This is a genomic window from Streptomyces sp. NPDC005761, from assembly GCF_040630635.1.
In the GTDB taxonomy this organism is placed as follows: Bacteria; Actinomycetota; Actinomycetes; order Streptomycetales; family Streptomycetaceae; genus Streptomyces.
In genome coordinates, this window is the sequence record NZ_JBEXXX010000015.1 from 128,124 (window position 1) to 146,653 (window position 18,530).

17 protein-coding genes are annotated in these 18,530 nt (G+C 71.7%); 8 read left to right on the forward strand and 9 right to left on the reverse strand.

The window, feature by feature from the left end:
- Positions 1-116: 116 nt before the first annotated feature.
- On the forward strand, positions 117-974 hold the full coding sequence (locus ABZ434_RS16860) for an endo alpha-1,4 polygalactosaminidase (RefSeq protein WP_359136502.1): 858 nt from the start codon (positions 117-119) through the stop codon (positions 972-974).
- A gap of 17 nt (positions 975-991) precedes the next feature.
- On the opposite strand, the gene ABZ434_RS16865 is transcribed toward ABZ434_RS16860, so the two are convergent.
- Complete coding sequence (locus tag ABZ434_RS16865) at positions 992-1,771, reverse strand: adenosylcobinamide-GDP ribazoletransferase (RefSeq protein ID WP_359136505.1); 780 nt, start codon at positions 1,769-1,771, stop codon at positions 992-994.
- 88 nt (positions 1,772-1,859) lie between these two features.
- Here ABZ434_RS16865 and ABZ434_RS16870 point away from each other — a divergent pair, with 88 nt between their 5' ends.
- Entirely contained in the window at positions 1,860-2,621 is a 762-nt protein-coding gene (locus tag ABZ434_RS16870) for a hypothetical protein (protein ID WP_359136508.1), read from the forward strand.
- Here the strand turns inward: ABZ434_RS16870 and ABZ434_RS16875 are convergent.
- The 5 genes from ABZ434_RS16875 to ABZ434_RS16895 form a co-directional block, all read right to left on the reverse strand.
- Positions 2,522-3,280, reverse strand: coding sequence for a hypothetical protein (locus ABZ434_RS16875; protein WP_359136511.1), 759 nt, complete (start codon positions 3,278-3,280; stop codon positions 2,522-2,524). The two genes, ABZ434_RS16870 and ABZ434_RS16875, sit on opposite strands and share 100 nt — an antisense overlap.
- Complete coding sequence (locus ABZ434_RS16880) at positions 3,277-5,082, reverse strand: phosphatidylglycerol lysyltransferase domain-containing protein (RefSeq protein ID WP_359136514.1); 1,806 nt, start codon at positions 5,080-5,082, stop codon at positions 3,277-3,279. Before ABZ434_RS16880 ends, ABZ434_RS16875 begins: the two co-directional genes overlap by 4 nt.
- A 95-nt stretch (positions 5,083-5,177) precedes the next feature.
- Entirely contained in the window at positions 5,178-6,302 is a 1,125-nt protein-coding gene (gene cobT, locus ABZ434_RS16885; RefSeq protein WP_359136516.1) for a nicotinate-nucleotide--dimethylbenzimidazole phosphoribosyltransferase, read from the reverse strand.
- An 88-nt stretch (positions 6,303-6,390) separates the two neighbouring features.
- Positions 6,391-7,230: a class I SAM-dependent methyltransferase gene (locus ABZ434_RS16890; protein WP_359136519.1), complete on the reverse strand. Its 840-nt coding sequence runs from the start codon at positions 7,228-7,230 to the stop codon at positions 6,391-6,393.
- Positions 7,231-7,326: 96 nt separating this feature from the next.
- Positions 7,327-8,529 (reverse strand): bifunctional adenosylcobinamide kinase/adenosylcobinamide-phosphate guanylyltransferase, encoded by a 1,203-nt coding sequence (locus ABZ434_RS16895; RefSeq protein ID WP_359136521.1) that lies wholly within the window; start codon positions 8,527-8,529, stop codon positions 7,327-7,329.
- 127 nt (positions 8,530-8,656) lie between these two features.
- On the opposite strand from ABZ434_RS16895, the gene ABZ434_RS16900 reads away from it, so the two are divergent.
- Complete coding sequence (locus ABZ434_RS16900; RefSeq protein WP_356323161.1) at positions 8,657-8,866, forward strand: hypothetical protein; 210 nt, start codon at positions 8,657-8,659, stop codon at positions 8,864-8,866.
- Between the two features lie 119 nt (positions 8,867-8,985).
- On the opposite strand, the gene ABZ434_RS16905 is transcribed toward ABZ434_RS16900, so the two are convergent.
- From ABZ434_RS16905 to ABZ434_RS16915, 3 genes are all read right to left on the reverse strand, one after another.
- Complete coding sequence (locus ABZ434_RS16905; RefSeq protein ID WP_359136526.1) at positions 8,986-10,077, reverse strand: trypsin-like peptidase domain-containing protein; 1,092 nt, start codon at positions 10,075-10,077, stop codon at positions 8,986-8,988.
- A gap of 118 nt (positions 10,078-10,195) precedes the next feature.
- Complete coding sequence (locus ABZ434_RS16910; RefSeq protein WP_359136595.1) at positions 10,196-10,948, reverse strand: methyltransferase domain-containing protein; 753 nt, start codon at positions 10,946-10,948, stop codon at positions 10,196-10,198.
- A gap of 89 nt (positions 10,949-11,037) precedes the next feature.
- Complete coding sequence (locus ABZ434_RS16915) at positions 11,038-11,637, reverse strand: DUF3043 domain-containing protein (RefSeq protein ID WP_359136529.1); 600 nt, start codon at positions 11,635-11,637, stop codon at positions 11,038-11,040.
- Between the two features lie 296 nt (positions 11,638-11,933).
- On the opposite strand from ABZ434_RS16915, the gene ABZ434_RS16920 reads away from it, so the two are divergent.
- The 5 genes from ABZ434_RS16920 to ABZ434_RS16940 all read left to right on the forward strand — a co-directional run bounded on the left by ABZ434_RS16920 (position 11,934) and on the right by ABZ434_RS16940 (position 18,523).
- The gene (locus tag ABZ434_RS16920; protein WP_359136532.1) at positions 11,934-12,713 is read left to right on the forward strand and encodes a PspA/IM30 family protein; all 780 of its coding nucleotides are present in this window, start codon (positions 11,934-11,936) and stop codon (positions 12,711-12,713) included.
- 9 nt (positions 12,714-12,722) lie between these two features.
- Complete coding sequence (locus ABZ434_RS16925) at positions 12,723-13,001, forward strand: hypothetical protein (RefSeq protein WP_359136535.1); 279 nt, start codon at positions 12,723-12,725, stop codon at positions 12,999-13,001.
- A 236-nt stretch (positions 13,002-13,237) separates the two neighbouring features.
- The gene (locus ABZ434_RS16930; protein WP_359136538.1) at positions 13,238-14,509 is read left to right on the forward strand and encodes a histidine kinase; all 1,272 of its coding nucleotides are present in this window, start codon (positions 13,238-13,240) and stop codon (positions 14,507-14,509) included.
- On the forward strand, positions 14,506-15,201 hold the full coding sequence (locus ABZ434_RS16935) for a response regulator transcription factor (RefSeq protein ID WP_359136541.1): 696 nt from the start codon (positions 14,506-14,508) through the stop codon (positions 15,199-15,201). Before ABZ434_RS16930 ends, ABZ434_RS16935 begins: the two co-directional genes overlap by 4 nt.
- 163 nt (positions 15,202-15,364) lie before the next feature.
- Positions 15,365-18,523: an efflux RND transporter permease subunit gene (locus ABZ434_RS16940; RefSeq protein WP_359136544.1), complete on the forward strand. Its 3,159-nt coding sequence runs from the start codon at positions 15,365-15,367 to the stop codon at positions 18,521-18,523.
- Positions 18,524-18,530: the final 7 nt, after the last annotated feature.

The following is an 18,530-nucleotide window of genomic DNA, read 5'->3' on the forward strand; positions in this document are numbered from 1 at the left end:
CGTCAGTGCGCCGCGGCGGGCCTACGGTTGTCACGCCGGGGTGATCTTCCCGGCGGAACGGACCGCGACCGACGAGGCGTTGGCGGACGTCCCGTGAACGAATCCCAGGGGGAACGATGAACGACCGGATGGCTGCCCGGGCGGGCGGCCGGCCGGCGGCGCTGCCCGTCACCGTACTGATTCTGTTGGTGATGCTGGCCGGCTGCACCTCGGCACCCGGTTCCGCCCCGTCCCCCGCCCCCTCCGGGCGGTCCGCGGAGGCGCGCTGGCAGCCGGAACCGGGCACCGACTGGCAGTGGCAGCTCTCCGGCCGGCTGGACACGACCGTGGACGCGCCGGTGTACGACATCGACGGCTTCGACCACGACGCGGACCGGGTGGCAGAGCTGCACCGCAAGGGGCGCAAGGTCATCTGCTACCTGTCCACGGGCGCCTGGGAGGACTTCCGCCCCGACGCGGCGAGGTTCCCCACGGCGGTCCTCGGCAAGGGCAACGGCTGGAAGGGGGAGCGCTGGCTCGACATCCGGCGCACCGAGGTCCTGGAGCCGCTGATGGAGAGCCGGATCTCCATGTGTGCGAAGAAGGGCTTCGACGCGGTCGAGCCCGACAACATGGACGGCTACCGCAATGCGAGCGGCTTCCCGCTGACCGCCGCCGACCAGCTGCGCTACAACCGGCTCATCGCCCGCGTCGCTCACCGTCACCACCTCGCCGTCGGCCTGAAGAACGATCTTCCGCAGATCCCCCAGCTGGTGGGGGACTTCGACTTCGCGGTCAACGAGCAGTGCGCCCAGTACGAGGAGTGCGAGGAGCTCACCCCGTTCGTCGAGGCGGGCAAGGCGGTCTTCCACGTGGAGTACGAACTGCCCGTGGCGCGGTTCTGCGCACAGTCCCGGCGGCTGGGGCTGAGCTCGCTGCTCAAGAAGTACGAGCTCGGCGTCTGGCGGGAGCAGTGCCCGGCGGCGGCAGCCTGACGGGGCGTCCGAGAGGCTCAGCCGAGGGTCAGCCCCACCAGCGTCACCGTCGCCGCCGTCTCCGCCAGCGCGCCGAACACATCGCCGGTCACCCCGCCGAAGCGCCGCACGCAGTGCCGCAGCAGCAGCTGCGCCACCGCGAGCGCGACCAGGGCGGAGAGGGCGCAGCGCAGCGCGCCGTACCCGCCGAGCAGCGCCCCGGCGCCCGCGCAGGCAGCCACCGTCAGGGCCGCTGCGGCCGCCGCACCCGCGGCCGGGACCGTGCCCGCGACCGCGGCGCCCAGTCCCTCCGGGCGGGCCGCCGGGACGCCGCGGCGGGAGGCCAGGGTGAGCGCCAGCCGGGCGACGACCGCGGACACGGCGGCCGCCACCGCGCCCTGCGCCCAGCTCTGCGCGTACGCCTGCTGAAGGACCGCCACCTGGGCGAGCAGGACGAACAGCAGGGTAATCACACCGAACGGCCCAATGTCCGACTGCTTCATGATGCGCAGCGCGTCGGCGGCGGGCTTGCCGCTGCCCAGGCCGTCGGCGGTGTCCGCGAGACCGTCCAGGTGCAGCCCCCGGGTGAGGGCCGCCGGGACCGCGGCGGAGGCGACCGCGGCGAGCAGGGGCCCCGAGCCCAGCAGCAGCAACAGGCTGCCGGGCACCGCCGCGAGCACCCCCACGACGAGGCCGGCCACGGGGGCGCACAGCATCCCGGCCCGGGCGGTCCCGCGGTCCCAGCGGGTGACGCGGACGGGGAGCACGGTGAGGGTGCCGAAAGCGAAACGCAGGCCGTGGCTGTTCAGGGAGGTCACGGCGCGCAGGCTAATCGGTGGGCGCGCCCGATAGATTGTCCGGAACGTCATATAACGGCGCGGAAGCGACTTATCGGGAGTGGGTGGGATGGGTCACTGGTTCGATCGGAACATCATCGAGCCGGGGAAGCTGCCCCTGCTCCTGGCTCTGGGCGCCTTCGTCCTGACGTTCGCCATCACCCGGGTCATCACCCGGATGATCCGGGCCGGCAAGGGGCCGTTCGGCAACATCACGCCGGGCGGGGTCCATGTCCACCACGTGGTGCCGGGTGTGGTGCTGAGCGTGGTCGGCGGGTTCGGTGCGGTGGCGAGCGGCAAGCACGGCTTCGCGGCCGGGGCCTGCGCGGTCGTCTTCGGCATGGGTGCGGGGCTGGTGCTGGACGAGTTCGCCCTGATCCTGCACCTGGACGACGTGTACTGGACCGAACAGGGCCGCCAGAGCGTGGAGGTCGTGGTCCTCACGGCCGCCCTCGTCCTGCTGGTGCTCGGCGGCTTCTCCCCGCTCGGCGTGGACGACCTGAGCGACGACCAGCAACAGGGCCGTCTCGGCGTCGTCCTCACGCTCGTCGTCAACTTCTGCTTCGTACTGATCGCGCTGTTCAAGGGCAAGGCGCGGATGGCGGTGGTCGGGACCCTGATCCCGTTCGTGGCCCTGGTCGGGGCGGCCCGGCTGGCCAGACCGACCTCGATGTGGGCCAAGCGGTTCTACCGCAACCGGCACCGGGCCCGGTCCCGATCGGTCCTGCGCGCCTACCACCACGACCGCCGCTGGGCCGGGCCGCGACGCAGATTCCAGGATCTGATCGGGGGCGCGCCCGACCGGGTCCCGGCCCCCTCGCCCAAACCCTGACGGCGCCGCCCGCGCAGGGGCGGGACCGCACACAGCGCGAGCGCCGCGGCGATGGCGGCCAGGTGCTCCTTGCCCGCCAGGTTGTCCTTCACCGCGACCTCCGCCACCATCGCCACGATCACCAGCCCGCCGGTGAACCAGGCCCGGTAGGCGCAGCAGACGCAGACGGCCAGGGCGACCACCGCCGCGGAGGGGCCGGTGTCGACGACCTGGCCGTCGGTGCCGGGCAGGCCGAAGAACCCTTCGGGGCCCACGGCGACGCCGATCCGTGCGTACAGCGTCCCGGCCAGCGTCGCGGCGTACGCGATCAACAGCGTCCGACACCGGCCCAGGCAGATCTCGGCGATCCCGAACACCAGCAGCACCTGCGCCAGCGCACCCCACACGGGCAGGTCGAGCGCGGGGACGAACAGGGACAACGGGGTACGCAGCAGAGCCGCCCACAGCGGATCCTCGGCCCGCACCGCCCCGAGCGCCTGCACCGGTGCGTAGCCCCAGGGCCTGTTCTGCACCACCTGGAGCAGCGCCGTCAGACAGACCGCCGTCACGGTCAGCGGGACGGCGCGCAGCCGCTCAGTGGCGAGTGCCGTGCGCACCGTCGTCCACAGCGGACCCCACTCCCGGCGGGCCGCCCGGCCGAGCGGGCGCAGCGGGGTCATCCACGCGGTCCGAGCTGCGAACGGTGCAGCCACTTGGGCAGTCCGGGCGCCTCGAGGAAGCCTTCGGCGCGCCCCGCGGCGATCCCGATGCGCGGCAGGTCGGCGCTCTTCTCGAAGAGCAGGTAGCGCGGCTCCCAGATCGGCCGGTACTTGGCGTTCGCGCGGTAGAGCGACTCGATCTGCCACCACCGGGAGAAGAAGCTGAGCAGGGAGCGCCAGAGTCTGAGCACCGGCCCGGCCCCGAGCCGTGATCCGCGCTCGAAGACGGAGCGGAACATCGCGAAGTTCAGCGACACCTGGGTGACGCCGATCTTTTCGGCCCGTTGCAGCAGTTCGATGACCATGAACTCCATCAGGCCGTTCTCGGCGTCCCGGTCACGGCGCATCAGGTCCAGCGAGAGGCCGTTCGGGCCCCAGGGGACGAAGCTGAGTACGGCGCGCAGCGCACCGGCCCCGCCCCCGTCGGCGGGGGCCGCGTCGCGGCATTCGAGCATGACGCACTGTCCGTCGGCCGGGTCGCCGAGCCGGCCCAGCGCCATGGAGAAGCCGCGTTCCGTGGCGCCGTCGCGCCAGTCGTCGGCCCGGCGCACCAGTTCGGCCATCTCGGCCACGGGGATGTCCGCGTGCCGGCGCACCGTCACCTCGTAACCGGCCCGTTTCACCCGGTTGTACGCCTGGCGGACGGTCCGCATCGCCCGCCCCTCCAGGGTGAACTCGGCGGTCTCCACGATCGCCTCGTCGCCCAGCTCCAGGGCGTCGAGGCCGTGCCGGGCGTAGACCGTGCCGCCCTCCTCGCTGACCCCCATCGCCGCGGGGATCCAACCGTGCGCGCGCGCCTCGGCCAGCCAGGGGTCGATCGCACCGGGCCAGGCCTCGGGGTCGCCGATCGGGTCGCCGGAGGCCAGTGAGACCCCGCCGACCACCCGGTAGGCGACGGCGGCCTTCCCCGTCGGCGACCAGACGACGCTCTTCTCGCGGCGCAGTGCGAAGTAGCCGAGCGAGTCCCGCTCCCCGTGCTTGTCGAGCAGGGCGCGCAGAGCCGCCTCGTCCTCGGGAGCGATCGGGTCGACCGCGCGACGGGCCCGGAAGGCCGCGTACACCACGGCGATGAGCAGCAGCGTGGACAGGATGTTAATGGCGACGTTCACCCAGCCCGGCGTCGTGATGCCGGGGAACCGGGAGTCGTCGGCCGCGACGGAGACCAGCCGCAGCGCGCCGTAGCGCCAGCGGTCCAGGAACGTCGAACGGTGCTCGTCGTGCGCGGTGTTGGTGAGTGTGACCAGACCGGCGGCGATCAGCGAGGTGAGCAGCAGCCCGCCGACGGCCACCAGCGCGGCCAGCTTCGGGTTCGACCGGTCACCCTTCGCGTAGAACTCCCGCCGGCCGAGGACGAGCGCGAGGACGAAGGCGGCGGTCAGCGCCAGCGAGATCCAGTTCTGCGGGTAGCGCCGCACCTCCGGGAAGCCGATCACCACGGCGAACAGCAGCAGCGTGAGGCCGCTCAGGACCATGTTGACGATCCACGCCGCCCGTTTGCGCCGCCGCATCGTGACCGCGAGGAACAGCGCGACGACCCCGGAGGAGAAGCCCGCGGTGAGCAGGTAGGGCGTGAAGTAGTTCTCGGTGTTGTGGCGCCGGAGGTCCTGGCCGAAGGTGACCCAGACGGCGCTCAGGAAATTGACGAACGACACGACGCGCAGGTACCAGATGGCGAAGGCCGCGCTGCGCCGCGACCGTTCGGTGCTCCGCGGCCGGACGGCAGCCCGCCCGGATTCCTCGCTGGCCAATCGGACCTCTCCCATGAAAAGCGATCATATGGGGCATCGCGCTTCATGAAAGAGGCCGCGCTGCGGCCGGTGTCCGGACGGCCGCAGTCCGCTGGTTCAGCCGCCGGCCGTCACTCCCCGGCCGGGGTGTCCGGCCCTGCCTCTCCGTCCGCGGAGGCCTCCTCGGCGTCGTCCTTCACGTCCTCCTCGTCGGCTTCCGGCGCACGTTCGGGCAGCTCCGCCGCCAGCGCGGCCGCGGCCTGGACGAACGGGAGCGCGAGCAACGCCCCGCTTCCCTCACCCACGATGACGCCGTGGTCCAGCAGGGGGTTGAGCGCCATCCGGTCCAGGGCCTTCGCCTGCGCCGGCTCACCGCTCACCTGCCCCGCCAGCCACCAGTCCGGCGCCCGGAACGCGGCCCGCTGACCGACCAGCGCGCACGCGGCGGAGACCACGCCGTCCAGGATCACCGGGAGCCGGCGCACCGCGCACTGCAGCAGGAAGCCGGTCATCGCCGCCAGATCCGCACCGCCCACCGTGGCCAGCAGCTCCAACTGGTCGCCCAGCACCGGCCTGGCCCGGCGCAGCGCGTCACGGATCACCGCGCACTTGCGCATCCAGGCCAGGTCGTCGATGCCCGCACCGCCGCGCCCGGTGACCACCGAGGCGTCGGTGCCGCACAGCGCCGCGATCAGGGTGGCTGCGGCCGTCGTACCGCCCACGCTCAGGTCACCGAGCACCACCAGATCGGTGCCCGAATCGGCCTCCTCGTCGGCGATCGCCATACCGAGGCGCACCGCCCGCTCGGCCTCCTCGGCCGTCATGGCGTCCTCGACGTCGATCCGGCCGCTGCCCCGCCGCACCCGGGTCCGTACGACCGCTTCCGGCAACAGTCCGGGCTCGCAGTCCAGACCGGCGTCGACGATCCGCACCGGCACGGAGAACCGGCGGGCCAGCACGGCGAGCGGCGTCGAACCCTCCAGCGTGGCGCGCACCAGCTCATGCGCGCTGCCGGCCGCGCGGCCGGACACGTCCAGCTCGGCCACCCCGTGATCACCGGCGAACAGCACCACACGGGGCTGCTCGATCGCCCTGACCGGTACGGCCTGCTGAGCGGCAGAGAGCCATTCCCCCAGCTCGTCGAGGCGGCCGAGGGCTCCGGGCGGCACGATGAACCGCTCCCGGCGTTCCTCGGCATCGCGCCGTACACCCCCGTCGGGGCGTTCGATCAGGTCGGAGAAGTCGTCCAGATTCACGGAGGTCTGCCTCGCGGGTCGATACGTGGTGTGGGCCGGGGAGCCGGGCTCCCCGCCGAACAGTACCTGCCGCGATTTCCGGCCCCCTTCAGCGCGCTGTCCGGTCCCCGAACCGCAGTTGGGTGATCGCGGGCGTGAGGGTCCGCAGCCCGGGGAGCAGGTCCTGGATCCGGATCAGCTCGCCCATCGCACCCCGCCCGCGCGGCAGCCGCAGAGCGCGTACCTCGGTGATCGCCGGATGCGCACTGCGCAGCTTCCCGCGCTCGCGCGGGTCCATGGCCCAGCGCATCGGCGGGATCGTCATGTCTCCCACCTTCGAGGTGCCCGCCACCGTGCCCTTCGCGAGCCATCGCGCCATCGAGTCCAGGACGAGGACCCCGCCCGGCAGCCGCTCGGCGCAGGCCGCCAGGATCCTGCGCACCTCGGCGGGCCGCAGGTACATCAGCAGCCCCTGCGCCGTGACGACCACACCCCGGCCCTCCGGGTCCTCGATCTCGTCCAGCCAGGCCGGATCCGTCGCCGAAGCGGACAGGGTCCGCAGCCGGTCCGACGCGGGCAGCAGGGTGCGGCGCAGCTCAGCCACCTCCGGCAGCTCCACGCTCAGCCAGTTCAGCCTGCCGTTGTCGACCCGCCAGAAGCCGGTCTCCAGACCGTCGCCGAGCGCCACCACGGTGGCCTCCGGACGGTCGGCGAGATACTCCTGCACGGCCAGGTCGAAGCAGCGCGACCGCAGCGCCTGTGCCTGCGAGTTGAACGGGTCGGGCCGCCCGAACCGCTCCTCGAAGGGATAGTCCAGGTCCGCCAGCAGCCGCAGCGCCATCGGATCGTCCAGCACCGGATAGGGGCGGCCCGCCTCGAACGCCCGGTTGTACAACGTCCACAAGAGGGTCTCCGGCACCCCGTCCAGCATCGGCCGCACACGCGTCATGTTCCGTTCCTCCCGCTCTGTCGTTCCGTTCCCGGCCGACGGGTCCCCTCGCCGTCGAACGTGCAGCGCCGCCCGCCTGACGTCGGTCCCGTCGACTCAACCGCGCAACGTCAGCGCCTGACCGGCCACCACCAGCAGTACCTGCTCGCACTCGTCTGCGAACGAGGCGTTCAGCCGGCCCAGCTCGTCCCGGAAGCGCCGGCCTGCGGCGGTCGCGGGCACCACGCCGGAACCGGTCTCGTTGGTCACCGCGACCACGGTGCGCCGCGTCCCGCGGACCGCGGCGACGAGCTCGGCGGCCCGCTCCCGCAGCGCGCTCTCGCCGCCGCCCGCCCAGGCCGCGTCGTCCCAGGCGTCCACCCGGTCCATCGCGTCCGTCAGCCACAGGGACAGGCAGTCGATCAGCAGCGGTGGCCCGTCCGAGGCCAGCAGCTCCGCCAGCTCGCAGGTCTCCTCGGTGCGCCAGGCCGCGGGTCTGCGCTCCCGGTGCAGCCCGATCCGGGCCGCCCACTCCGTGTCGCCCTCCCGGCCGCCACCGGTCGCCACGTACACGACCTCGGGATACGTCTCCAGCCGCCGCTCGGCCTCGACGGACTTCCCGGACCGCGCGCCGCCGGTGATCAGGGTGCGGCGGGGAACGCCGGATCCGGCGCGGTACGCGCCGACCGTCAGCGTCGTGCCGTCCGGCACGGTCCGGGCCCCGCCCGCGGAGAGCCGGCGGTCGAGTTCGGGGCCGGGCGGTGCGTCATGGTCCAGATGGGCGGCGATCACCTCGGTGCCGGGCCCGATCGCCTCGACGGCCCGCAGCCGGGCCACGGCGTCGGGCCGTCCCACGACATCCGCGACGACCATGTCGTAGGGCTGTGCCATCCGGTCGGCGAGACCGGCCGGTGCGGCGCCCGGCGGCAGGTAGAGCAGCCGCTCTCCGTCCGGTGACGTGACCTCGTAACCGGTGCCGGGGGCGTCCATCGCCACAGCGCGCACCCGGTGCCCGCTGATCAGCGTCAGCTCCCGCCCGTCCGGCACCCGGCCTGCCGGGGGCAGTCCGGCGGGCAGTTCCACGGCGGGCCCGTCGTGCGGATGGGTGAGCAGCACCTGCCGTACGCCGGTGAGCGAATGCCCCGCGCGTGCGGCGGCGAACACCGCTCCCGGGGTGAGATCGAGCAGGAGCGCGTCGTCGATCAGCAGGGCGGTCGCGGCCCGTGCCCGCGCCCCGCGGGCGGTGGCACAGGCGGCGCAGGGGCAATCGGGCCGCGGCAGCCCGTCGGGGGCTCCGGTGCCGAGCAGAGTCAGTTCCACGCTCCGATCCTCCCGCGTCCCCGCGCCGGGTGCGCGACGTGGGGGTGACCGGGCTCCCGAGGGCCCCTTCCCGCCCTGGTCGTAAGCACTAGGCTGCGGACGGAACAAAGTGACCCAGGAGGCGGACATGGCGTGGACGTGGCGGTTCGAGAAGTCCGACGGTACGGAGACGGAGCCGGCCCTGCAGCCGGAGGAATTCACGACACAGGGCGACGCGGAGTCCTGGATCGGTGAGTACTGGAAGGAACTCCTCGACGGCGGGGCGGACCAGGTGACGCTCTTCGACGACACGACGAAGATCTACGGTCCGATGAGCCTCCAGGCCGAGCAGAGCTGAGCCGGGCCGGGCCGGAGTGCTGCCGGGCGGACCCGTGAGGATCCGCCCGGCGTACCCGGATGCGTTCTAGGGCGTGTTTCGAAAGTCCCGCCTGTCCGACGACGCCTGGCACGCACGCTCTAGATCTCGCCGAGGGTGACCTCGGCCGTCTTCCGGGCACCGTCGCGCAGATACGTCACGGTGACCTTCTCGCCCGGCTTGTCCGGGGCCAGCGCCTCCGCCAGGGACGTGATCGTGGTGACGGACGTGTCGCCGACCTCGGTGATGATGTCGCCGGCCCGCAGCCCCGCCTTCTGTGCCGCGCCGTCCTTGGTCACACTGACGATCGCGACGCCCGCCGGCTTGTAGCTGTCGTCGACGACCGTACGGCCGGTGATGTTCAGGGCGGCCCGGCCCGAGTCGGTGACCTTGCCGCTCCTGATGATCTGGTCGGCGACCGTCTTCACCATCGAGACGGGGATCGCGAAGCCGATGCCGGGCGCCGCGCTGTCACCCATCTGAGGGTCCGTCGCCGCCAGCGTCGGGATGCCGATGACCTCGCTGTCCAGGTTCACGAGCGCGCCCCCGCTGTTGCCCGGGTTGATCGCCGCCGAGGTCTGCACCATGTTCGCGATGGTCGCTCCGGTGCCGCCGCCCGCGCGGCTCTCGCTCACGGTCCGGCCGAGAGCCGAGACGATGCCCTGGGTGACGCTGCTGGACAGCCCGAGCGGCGAGCCCATGGCCAGCACGATCTGACCGACCGCGACCTTCTCCGAGTCGCCGAACCTCGCGGGCCTGAGCCCCTCCGGGACGTCGTCCAGCTTGACGACGGCCAGGTCCTGATCGGGGTAGGCGGCGACCAGCGAGGCGCTCATCACCTTCTCGCCGTTGGCCACGGTGACCTTGAAGGTCTTCTCCTCACCGACGACGTGGGCGTTGGTGACGATGTGGCCCTTGGCGTCGTAGACGATGCCCGAGCCCAGACTGCTGGAGGCGTCGATCTGCACCACGGAGGGAAGCACGTCGTTGATGACGTTCTGGTACGCGTCCTGCAGATCGTCGGTGGCCTTCGAGGCCGAGCCCTGCTGGGTCGATCCGGACTTCGTCGCGGCGGCGTTCGAGGCGTTGGAATTCGATTCGGAGCAACCGCTCACCAGCGCGATCGCGCAGACACCTGCGGACAGGGGCAGCAGCAGTCGGCGCACACGGCTGCGGGAGTGAAAGGCATCCATGTCCGGATTATTGCTTTCAACCCGGTTGACGGCCCGTTGGGTGCACCCGCCGGGGACCGAAGTCGGGCACCGGCGGGGTGGAAGGCCGGCCCGGCCGGCCCGAGGGGCCGGAGCGGCCTCAGCCCCGGACACCGCACAGGTGCAGCAACGCGGCCACCCCGCGGTACGGATCCGTGCGCCCCGCGCGGTCCTCCGCCGCGAGCACTCGGTCCAGCTCCGCCGCGGAGGGCAGCTCCACGTCGTTGCCGACGTTGTCCGTGAAGATCCGCACCCCGTACCAGGCGTGGAGGGGCGCAGCGATCCCGGCGAGCGTGGCGGTGAGGGCGTCGAGCCGGTCCGCGCGGACGGACAGCCCGAGGCGGTTCGTGTACCGGTCCGAGTCGAACGCGGCCAGCGCCGTGTCCCAGTCCCCGGCCATCCCGGGCCGCATCGCGAGCGCGTCGGCGTTCCGCACGAGGAGCGAGAGCAGGCCGCCCGGCGCCAGCATCCTGGCCAGACCCGCCACCATGGCGTCGGGCTCCCGGACATACATCAGCACGCCGTGGCACAGCACCACGTCGAAGCTGCCGGGCAGGAAGTGGACCCCGGTGTCCTGGCCGTTGCCCTCGATGAACCTGACGCGCTCGCGGATGCCCGCCGGCTCGCCGCCGAGAGCCTCGCGGGCGACCCGCAGCATCTCGGCGTCCGATTCGAGACCGGTGACGGTGTGCCCGGCGCGTGCCAGGCGCAGGGCCTGCGTGCCCTGGCCCATGCCCACGTCAAGGATCCGCAGCCGCTGCCCCACGGGGAAGCGTGCCGCGATCTGTTCGTCCAGCTGTCGGGCGACCAGCTCCTGGCGCACGGTGTTGCGCAGCCCGCCGAGTCCCTTCAGCCACACCGACGAGGCCCCCGAGAAGCCGGAGACCGCATCACCCGGCCGGCCCGCGGACGCACCGCCGGCCGAACCGGAGAGATCCGTACTCAGGGCCGCTCTCCGCGCTTGACCTGCGGCTTCGGCAGCCTGAGGCGACGCATCTGGAGCGTACGCATCAGCCCGTAGGCCACCGCGCCGCGCTTGGGCGTGTCGGGGAAGCGCTCGTTCAGCTGCTTGCGCAGCCGGAACGTGAGCCCGATCGAGTCGACGACGATCAGCACGATCACGCCGAGCCAGAGCAGCAGCGAGATGTTCTGGATGCCCTGCACCTGGATCACGCTGAGAATCAGGATGACCACGGCGAGCGGCAGGAAGAACTCCGCGATGCAGAAGCGCGAGTCCACGAAGTCGCGGACGAAGCGCCGCACCGGGCCCTTGTCGCGGGCCGGGAGGTAGCGCTCGTCACCACTGGCGAGCGCCTCACGCTGCTTGGCCATGTCGACGCGGCGCGCTTCGCGCTGTCGCTTCATGGCCTCCTTGCGGTCCTGCGGCGCGCCACTGGAGGCACGGCGGCGCTGCGACTGGGCGTCGCTTCGCTTGGGGGTGGGGCGACCTTTGGGGGCCTGCGGGTCGCGGGACGTCTTGGAGAGGTCCGCCGTCACCTTGTCGGTGGGGGCCTTCTCTTCCTTGGAGCGGCTACGGAACACAAGGCCCAAGGGTACGGGGTCGATCGCCACGACCCCAGGCCGGCCGGGAACGATCCGGCAACGGCCTGCGTCCTTGCTGGTGTCCGAGCGGGACGATACGGGCGTCATCGCCGGTTTCCCCGACCGTCACCTACTCCCTGGGCCGGAGTGGTCACCGGGGGCAGTCGTCCTTGGGGAGGACCCCATCGCTGCTCGAACAGTGCGGTAATAGAGACAGGGCCCGTACTGTGGGTTCTGTCGGAGTGCTGGTGACCGGTTGAGTCAGAAGGGGGCGCGCGAAGCCCATGAGCGGTGTCATGAAGCGTATGGGGATGATCTTCCGCGCGAAGGCAAACAAGGCCCTTGACCGGGCCGAGGATCCGCGCGAGACCCTCGATTACTCGTACCAGAAGCAGCTGGAGCTGCTTCAGAAGGTGCGCCGCGGAGTCGCCGACGTGGCGACGTCGCGCAAGCGCCTGGAGCTGCAGCTGAACCAGCTGCAGGGCCAGACGTCCAAGCTGGAGGACCAGGGCCGCAAGGCACTCGCGCTCGGCCGCGAGGACCTGGCCCGCGAGGCGCTGTCCCGCCGCGCGGCCCTCCAGCAGCAGGTCACCGACCTGGAGACGCAGCACACCACGCTGCAGGGCGAGGAGGAGAAGCTCACCCTGGCGGCCCAGCGGCTGCAGGCCAAGGTCGATGCCTTCCGTACGAAGAAGGAGACCATCAAGGCCACCTACACGGCGGCCCAGGCCCAGACCCGGATCGGAGAGGCCTTCTCGGGCATCTCCGAGGAGATGGGCGACGTCGGCCTGGCCATCCAGCGGGCCGAGGACAAGACCCAGCAGCTGCAGGCGCGCGCGGGCGCGATCGACGAGCTGCTCGCCTCCGGCGCCCTGGACGACCCGACCGGCACGGCGAAGGACGACATCGCCGCCGAGCTGGACCGGATCTCCGGTGGTACGGATGTGGAGCTGGAGCTGCAGCGCATGAAGGCCGAACTGGCCGGCGGCTCCACCTCGCAGCAGGCCATCGAGGGCGGCCCTCAGGACGCCGCCCAGCAGCAGGACAGGTCCCCGCACAAGTTCGACAAGAATTAAGGCAGCGTCATGATCGTACGGATCATGGGGGAGGGCCAGGAAGTCCTGGCCGACAGTCATCTCGCCGAGCTCAACAAGCTCGACAACGAACTGCTCGCCGAAATGGAGCGGGGCGACGGCCCCGGCTTCCGCTCCACGCTCCACGCGCTCCTCGCCAGGGTGCGCGAACTCGGCACACCCTTGCCGGACGACTCCCTGGAGCCGTCCGAGCTGATCCTGCCGTCGCCCGACGCGACCCTCGAAGAGGTCCGCGCCATGCTCAGCGACGACGGCCTGATTCCAGGCTGACCGGCTGACAACCGGCAGCTCCGGCATCCGCACCCCCGTGCCCCGTGAACCGGCCCGCCGGTTCACGGGGCACGGTCGCGTCCGTGCGGGGCTCCGCGGGCCGTCCGGCCGAGCCGGCGCGCGGCACCGCTCCCGGCCCCAGGTCCCGGGTGCACGGTCTCTTCGCACCGGCTCCGGCACCGGTTTCCCTGTCGCGTGCACCGGCCTCTTCGCGACACGCCGTAACGTAGCTTGACGTGACCACCCTCGGAACCGGGGTTCTGCGCATCAGGAACTGGCTGCGCGACCATCCCCTCGCGCTGGACGGCGCCCTCGCCCTGGCCGTGTACGTGGCCATGGTCATCGGCTCGTTCGCCGACCCGGGCGCGCACCACGGGCCCACCTTCGGCACGCGCGTGCCCGCTGTCGGCAGTGTGGTCCTGATGGCGCTCGGCGCCCTGTCCCTGGTCTGGCGCCGCCGCCGGCCGATGGCCGTGCTCGGCGCCACCGGTGCGCTGGCCGTCGTCGAGCTGCTGACCGCCGACCCACCGGCCCCCGTGGTGATGAGCACCGTCATCGCGCTCTACACCGTCGCCGCCCGCACCGACCGGCCGACGACGTGGCGGGTGGGGCTGCTCACCATGGCCGCGCTCACCGCGGCCGCGATGCTCTTCGGTGCCGCGCCCTGGTACAGCCAGGAGAATCTCGGGATCTTCGCCTGGACCGGCATGGCGGCCGCGGCGGGGGACGCGGTCCGCTCCCGGCGGGCGTTCGTCGACGCGATCAGGGAGCGGGCCGAACGGGCCGAGCGGACCCGCGAGGAGGAGGCCCGGCGCCGGGTGGCCGAGGAGCGGCTGCGTATCGCCCGTGACCTGCACGACGTCGTCGCCCATCACATCGCGCTGGTCAACGTGCAGGCCGGGGTCGCGGCCCACGTCATGGACCGGCGCCCCGACCAGGCCAAGGAGGCGCTCGCCCATGTCCGTGAGGCGAGCCGCTCCGCGCTCAACGAACTGCGGGCCACCGTGGGGCTGCTGCGCCAGTCGGGCGATCCGACGGCGCCGACCGAACCCGCCCCCGGCCTCGCCGTCCTCGACGAACTCGTGGAGACCGTGCGGCGGGCCGGGCTGCCCGTCGAGGTGGCCTGCGCGGCGAAGGAGGGCCCGCCGCTGCCCGCCGCCGTGGACCTGGCCGCGTACCGCGTGATCCAGGAGGCACTGACCAATGTGCGCAAGCACGCGGGCCCCGGGGCGAAGGCCGAGGTCAGCGTCGTGCGGGTCGGGGGCACGGCCGAGGTCATGGTGCTGGACAACGGCCGGGGCACGGCCGACGGAAAGGGCGCCGACGTCGTCGGTGGCGGTCACGGCCTCCTCGGCATGCGGGAGCGGGTCACCGCTCTGGGCGGCACCCTCACCGCCGGACCCCGTTACGGCGGGGGGTTCAGGGTTCATGCGATCCTGCCCCTCAAGGCCCGTGCGCAGGAGCCGGATCAGCCGGATGCGGCGGGCCGGACGGGGGAGAACGTATGACACCGGCCATCAGGGTGCTGCTCGCCGACGACCAGGCGTTGCTGCGCAGCGCGTTCCGGGTGCTGGTCGATTCGGAGCCCGACATGCAGGTGGTCGGCGAGGCCGCGGACGGGGCACAGGCCGTCGAACTGGCCCGCTCCACCGGCGCCGACGTGGTGCTCATGGACATCCGGATGCCCGGTACGGACGGGCTCACCGCGACCCGGATGATCAGCGCCGACCCGGAACTCGCGGACGTCCGCGTGGTCATGCTCACCACCTTCGAGGTGGACGAGTACGTGGTGCAGTCGCTGCGGGCGGGCGCCTCGGGCTTCCTCGGGAAGGGGGCGGAACCGGAGGAGCTCCTCAGCGCCATTCGGATCGCGGCAGGTGGCGAGGCACTGCTGTCGCCCGCCGCGACCAAGGGCCTGATCGCCACGTTCCTCGCGCAGGGCGGCAGTTCGGGTGAGGGCGGGCCGGGGGCCGCCGAGTACGCCGTGCGGCTGGAGGCCCTGACCACGCGGGAGCGCGAGGTTCTGGTGCTGGTCGCGGGCGGGCTCTCCAACGACGAGATCGCCGAGCGGCTCGTGGTCAGCCCCCTCACCGTCAAGACCCACGTCAACCGGGCGATGGCGAAGCTGGGAGCCCGGGACCGGGCCCAACTGGTCGTAATTGCGTACGAATCGGGCCTGGTCCGTCCCCGGGTGGAGTGAGGGTGCAGCCGCGGCGTACTCCAGCTGCGGTATGCGCGGCATAAGAAAGCGACCTGCGACCGACGATTTCGGTCCCGCGGGTGGGCGATCGTGTAGGTGGGCCGGGTCTGTCCCCGAGTTACCCGCCCACCTGCCGCGTAAGCCACAGAAGAGAGACCAACCCATGTCCTGGCTGTCCAGATTCAGCCTCGCGCAAAGGGCCCTGATCGGGCTGATGTCGATCGTCGCGCTCGTCTTCGGCGCGATCGCGATCCCGCAGCTCAAGCAGCAGCTGCTGCCCACCATCGAACTCCCGATGGTGTCGGTGCTCGCCCCCTACGAGGGTGCGTCACCCGATGTGGTCGAGAAGCAGGTCGTCGAACCGCTCGAGAATTCGATCAAGGCCGTCGACGGCGTCACCGGAATGACGTCCACCGCCAGCGAGGGCAACGCCGTCATCATGGCGACCTTCGACTTCGGCGACGAGGGCACCAAGCAGCTCGTCGCGGACATCCAGCAGGCGGTGAACCGCGCCCGCATCCAGCTGCCCGACGATGTGGACCCGCAGGTCATCGCCGGCTCGACCGACGACATCCCGACCGTCGTCCTCGCCGTCACCTCCGACAAGGACCAGCAGGCGCTCGCCGACCAGCTGGACCGCACCGTCGTCCCCGCCCTGGAGGACATCGACGGCGTCGGCCAGGTCACGGTGGACGGAGTGCAGGACCTCCAGGTCTCCATCACGCCCGACGACAGGAAGCTCGCGGCGGCCGGACTGAACGCCGGGTCGCTCGCCCAGGCGCTCCAGGCCGGCGGCGCGACCGTCCCGGCGGGTTCGTTCTCCGAGGCGGGCAAGAGCCGCACCGTCCAGGTCGGCGGCGCCTTCACCTCGCTGCAGCAGATCGAGGACCTCCGGGTCACCGGGCAGAACCCGGCGACGGGCAGGACCGGCAAGCCGGTCCGGGTCGGTGACATCGCGACGGTGAAGCAGGAGCCCTCCACCGCGGTCTCCATCACGCGGACCAACGGCAAGCCGAGCCTCGCCGTCATGGCGACGATGGACAAGGACGGCAGTGCCGTCGCCATCTCCGACGCGGTCAAGGACAAGCTCCCCGACCTGCGCAAGGACCTCGGAGCCGGCGCCGAGCTGACCGTCGTCTCCGACCAGGGCCCCGCCGTCTCCAAGGCGATCTCGGGTCTGACCACCGAGGGCGCGCTCGGACTGCTCTTCGCCGTCATCGTGATCCTGGTCTTCCTGGCCTCGCTGCGCTCGACCCTGGTCACCGCGGTCTCCATCCCGCTCTCCGTGGTCCTCGCGCTGATCGTGCTCTGGACCCGTGACCTGTCGCTCAACATGCTGACCCTGGGCGCGCTGACCATCGCGATCGGCCGGGTCGTCGACGACTCGATCGTCGTCCTGGAGAACATCAAGCGTCACCTCGGCTACGGGGAGGAGCGCCAGTCCGCGATCATCACCGCGGTGAAGGAAGTGGCCGGCGCGGTCACCGCCTCGACCCTCACCACGGTCGCCGTCTTCCTGCCGATCGGTCTGGTCGGCGGCATGGTGGGCCAGCTCTTCGGTTCGTTCTCGCTGACCGTCACCGCGGCCCTGCTGGCCTCGCTGCTGGTCTCGCTGACCGTCGTCCCCGTCCTGTCGTACTGGTTCCTGCGCGCCCCCAAGGGCAGCGCCGAGGACCCCGACAAGGCCCGCCGCGAGGCCGAGGAGAAGGAGGCCCGCAGCAGGCTCCAGCAGTTCTACGTCTCGGTGCTGCGCTTCGCCACGCGCCGCCGCATCACCAGCATCGTCATCGCCGTCGCCGTACTGTTCGGAACCTTCGGCATGGTCCCGCTGCTGAAGACCAACTTCTTCGACCAGGGCGAGCAGGAAGTCCTGTCCATCAAGCAGGAGCTCACCCCGGGCACCAGCCTGGCGGCCGCCGACGAGGCGGCCGGGAAGGTCGAGAAGGTCCTCGCCGAGGACAAGGGCGTCAAGGACTACCAGGTCACCGTCGGCTCGTCCGGCTTCATGGCGGCCTTCGGCGGCGGCACGGGAGCCAACCAGGCCTCCTACCAGGTCACGCTGAAGGACTCCGGGGAGTACGAGGCCGCTCAGGACCGCATCGACGAGGCCCTGGGCAAGCTCGACGGCATCGGTGACACCACCATCGCCGCCGGCGACGGCTTCGGGAGCCAGGACCTGAGCGTCGTGGTCAAGGCCGCCGACGCGGAGACCCTGAAGAAGGCGTCCGAAGAGGTACGCGCCGAGGTCGCGAAGCTCGATGACGTCACGGACGTCCAGAGCGACCTGGCGCAGAGCATCCCGCGGATCTCGGTCACCGCCAACGCCAAGGCCGCCGACGCGGGCTTCAGCCAGGCCACCCTGGGAGCGGCCGTCGCCGGTGCGGTGCGCGGCACCCCGTCGGGCAAGGCGATCATGGACGACACCGAGCGCGACGTCGTCATCAAGTCCGCCCACCCGGCCACCACGATGGAGCAGCTGAAGAACCTCCCGCTCGGCCCGGTCAAGCTCGGCGCGATCGCGGACGTGAAGCTGGTCCCAGGACCGGTCTCCATGACCCGGATCGACGGCCAGCGCGCCGCGACCATCACCGCCAAGCCCACCGGTGACAACACCGGCGCGGTCGGCACCGACCTCCAGGCCAAGATCAAGGCAATGGACCTCCCGGACGGCGCCACCGCCACCATCGGCGGCGTCACCGAGGACCAGGACGACGCCTTCGTGAAGCTGGGCCTGGCCATGCTGGCGGCCATCGCCATCGTCTTCATGCTGCTGGTCGCCACCTTCCGGTCGCTCATCCAGCCGCTGATCCTGCTCGTCTCCATCCCGTTCGCCGCGACGGGCGCCATCGGTCTGCTCCTCGTCACCGGCACCCCGCTGGGCGTCGCGGCGATGATCGGCATGCTGATGCTCATCGGCATCGTCGTGACCAACGCGATCGTGCTGATCGACCTGATCAACCAATACCGCGCCCAGGGCATGGGCGTCGTCGAGGCGGTCGTCGAGGGTGGCCGCCACCGTCTGCGCCCGATCCTGATGACGGCGCTGGCGACGATCTTCGCCCTCCTCCCGATGGCGCTCGGCGTCACCGGCGAGGGCGGGTTCATCTCGCAGCCGCTGGCCGTCGTGGTCATCGGCGGTCTGGTCACCTCGACGCTGCTGACGCTGCTCCTGGTGCCCACGCTGTACACGATGGTGGAGCTCTTCAAGGAGCGCCGCGCGAAGAAGAAGGCCGCGAAGCGGGCCAGGAAGGCCGGAGTCCCGGCCCCGGCCGAGTCGGAGGAGACCTCCTCCGAGGACGCACCGGAGCCCGCGAAGGCCTGACCGGCTC

What these genes read in the sequence shown, in the direction of transcription:
- ABZ434_RS16900 (WP_356323161.1), top strand. Translation starts at nt 8,657, where the DNA reads ATGGCGTGGACGTGGCGGTTCGAGAAGTCCGACGGTACGGAGACGGAG.
- ABZ434_RS16880 (WP_359136514.1), bottom strand. Translation starts at nt 5,082, where the DNA reads ATGGGAGAGGTCCGATTGGCCAGCGAGGAATCCGGGCGGGCTGCCGTC.
- ABZ434_RS16920 (WP_359136532.1), top strand. Translation starts at nt 11,934, where the DNA reads ATGAAGCGTATGGGGATGATCTTCCGCGCGAAGGCAAACAAGGCCCTT.
- ABZ434_RS16905 (WP_359136526.1), bottom strand. Translation starts at nt 10,077, where the DNA reads ATGGATGCCTTTCACTCCCGCAGCCGTGTGCGCCGACTGCTGCTGCCC.
- ABZ434_RS16875 (WP_359136511.1), bottom strand. Translation starts at nt 3,280, where the DNA reads ATGACCCCGCTGCGCCCGCTCGGCCGGGCGGCCCGCCGGGAGTGGGGT.
- ABZ434_RS16935 (WP_359136541.1), top strand. Translation starts at nt 14,506, where the DNA reads ATGACACCGGCCATCAGGGTGCTGCTCGCCGACGACCAGGCGTTGCTG.
- ABZ434_RS16860 (WP_359136502.1), top strand. Translation starts at nt 117, where the DNA reads ATGAACGACCGGATGGCTGCCCGGGCGGGCGGCCGGCCGGCGGCGCTG.
- ABZ434_RS16940 (WP_359136544.1), top strand. Translation starts at nt 15,365, where the DNA reads ATGTCCTGGCTGTCCAGATTCAGCCTCGCGCAAAGGGCCCTGATCGGG.
- ABZ434_RS16925 (WP_359136535.1), top strand. Translation starts at nt 12,723, where the DNA reads ATGATCGTACGGATCATGGGGGAGGGCCAGGAAGTCCTGGCCGACAGT.
- ABZ434_RS16890 (WP_359136519.1), bottom strand. Translation starts at nt 7,230, where the DNA reads ATGACGCGTGTGCGGCCGATGCTGGACGGGGTGCCGGAGACCCTCTTG.
- ABZ434_RS16870 (WP_359136508.1), top strand. Translation starts at nt 1,860, where the DNA reads ATGGGTCACTGGTTCGATCGGAACATCATCGAGCCGGGGAAGCTGCCC.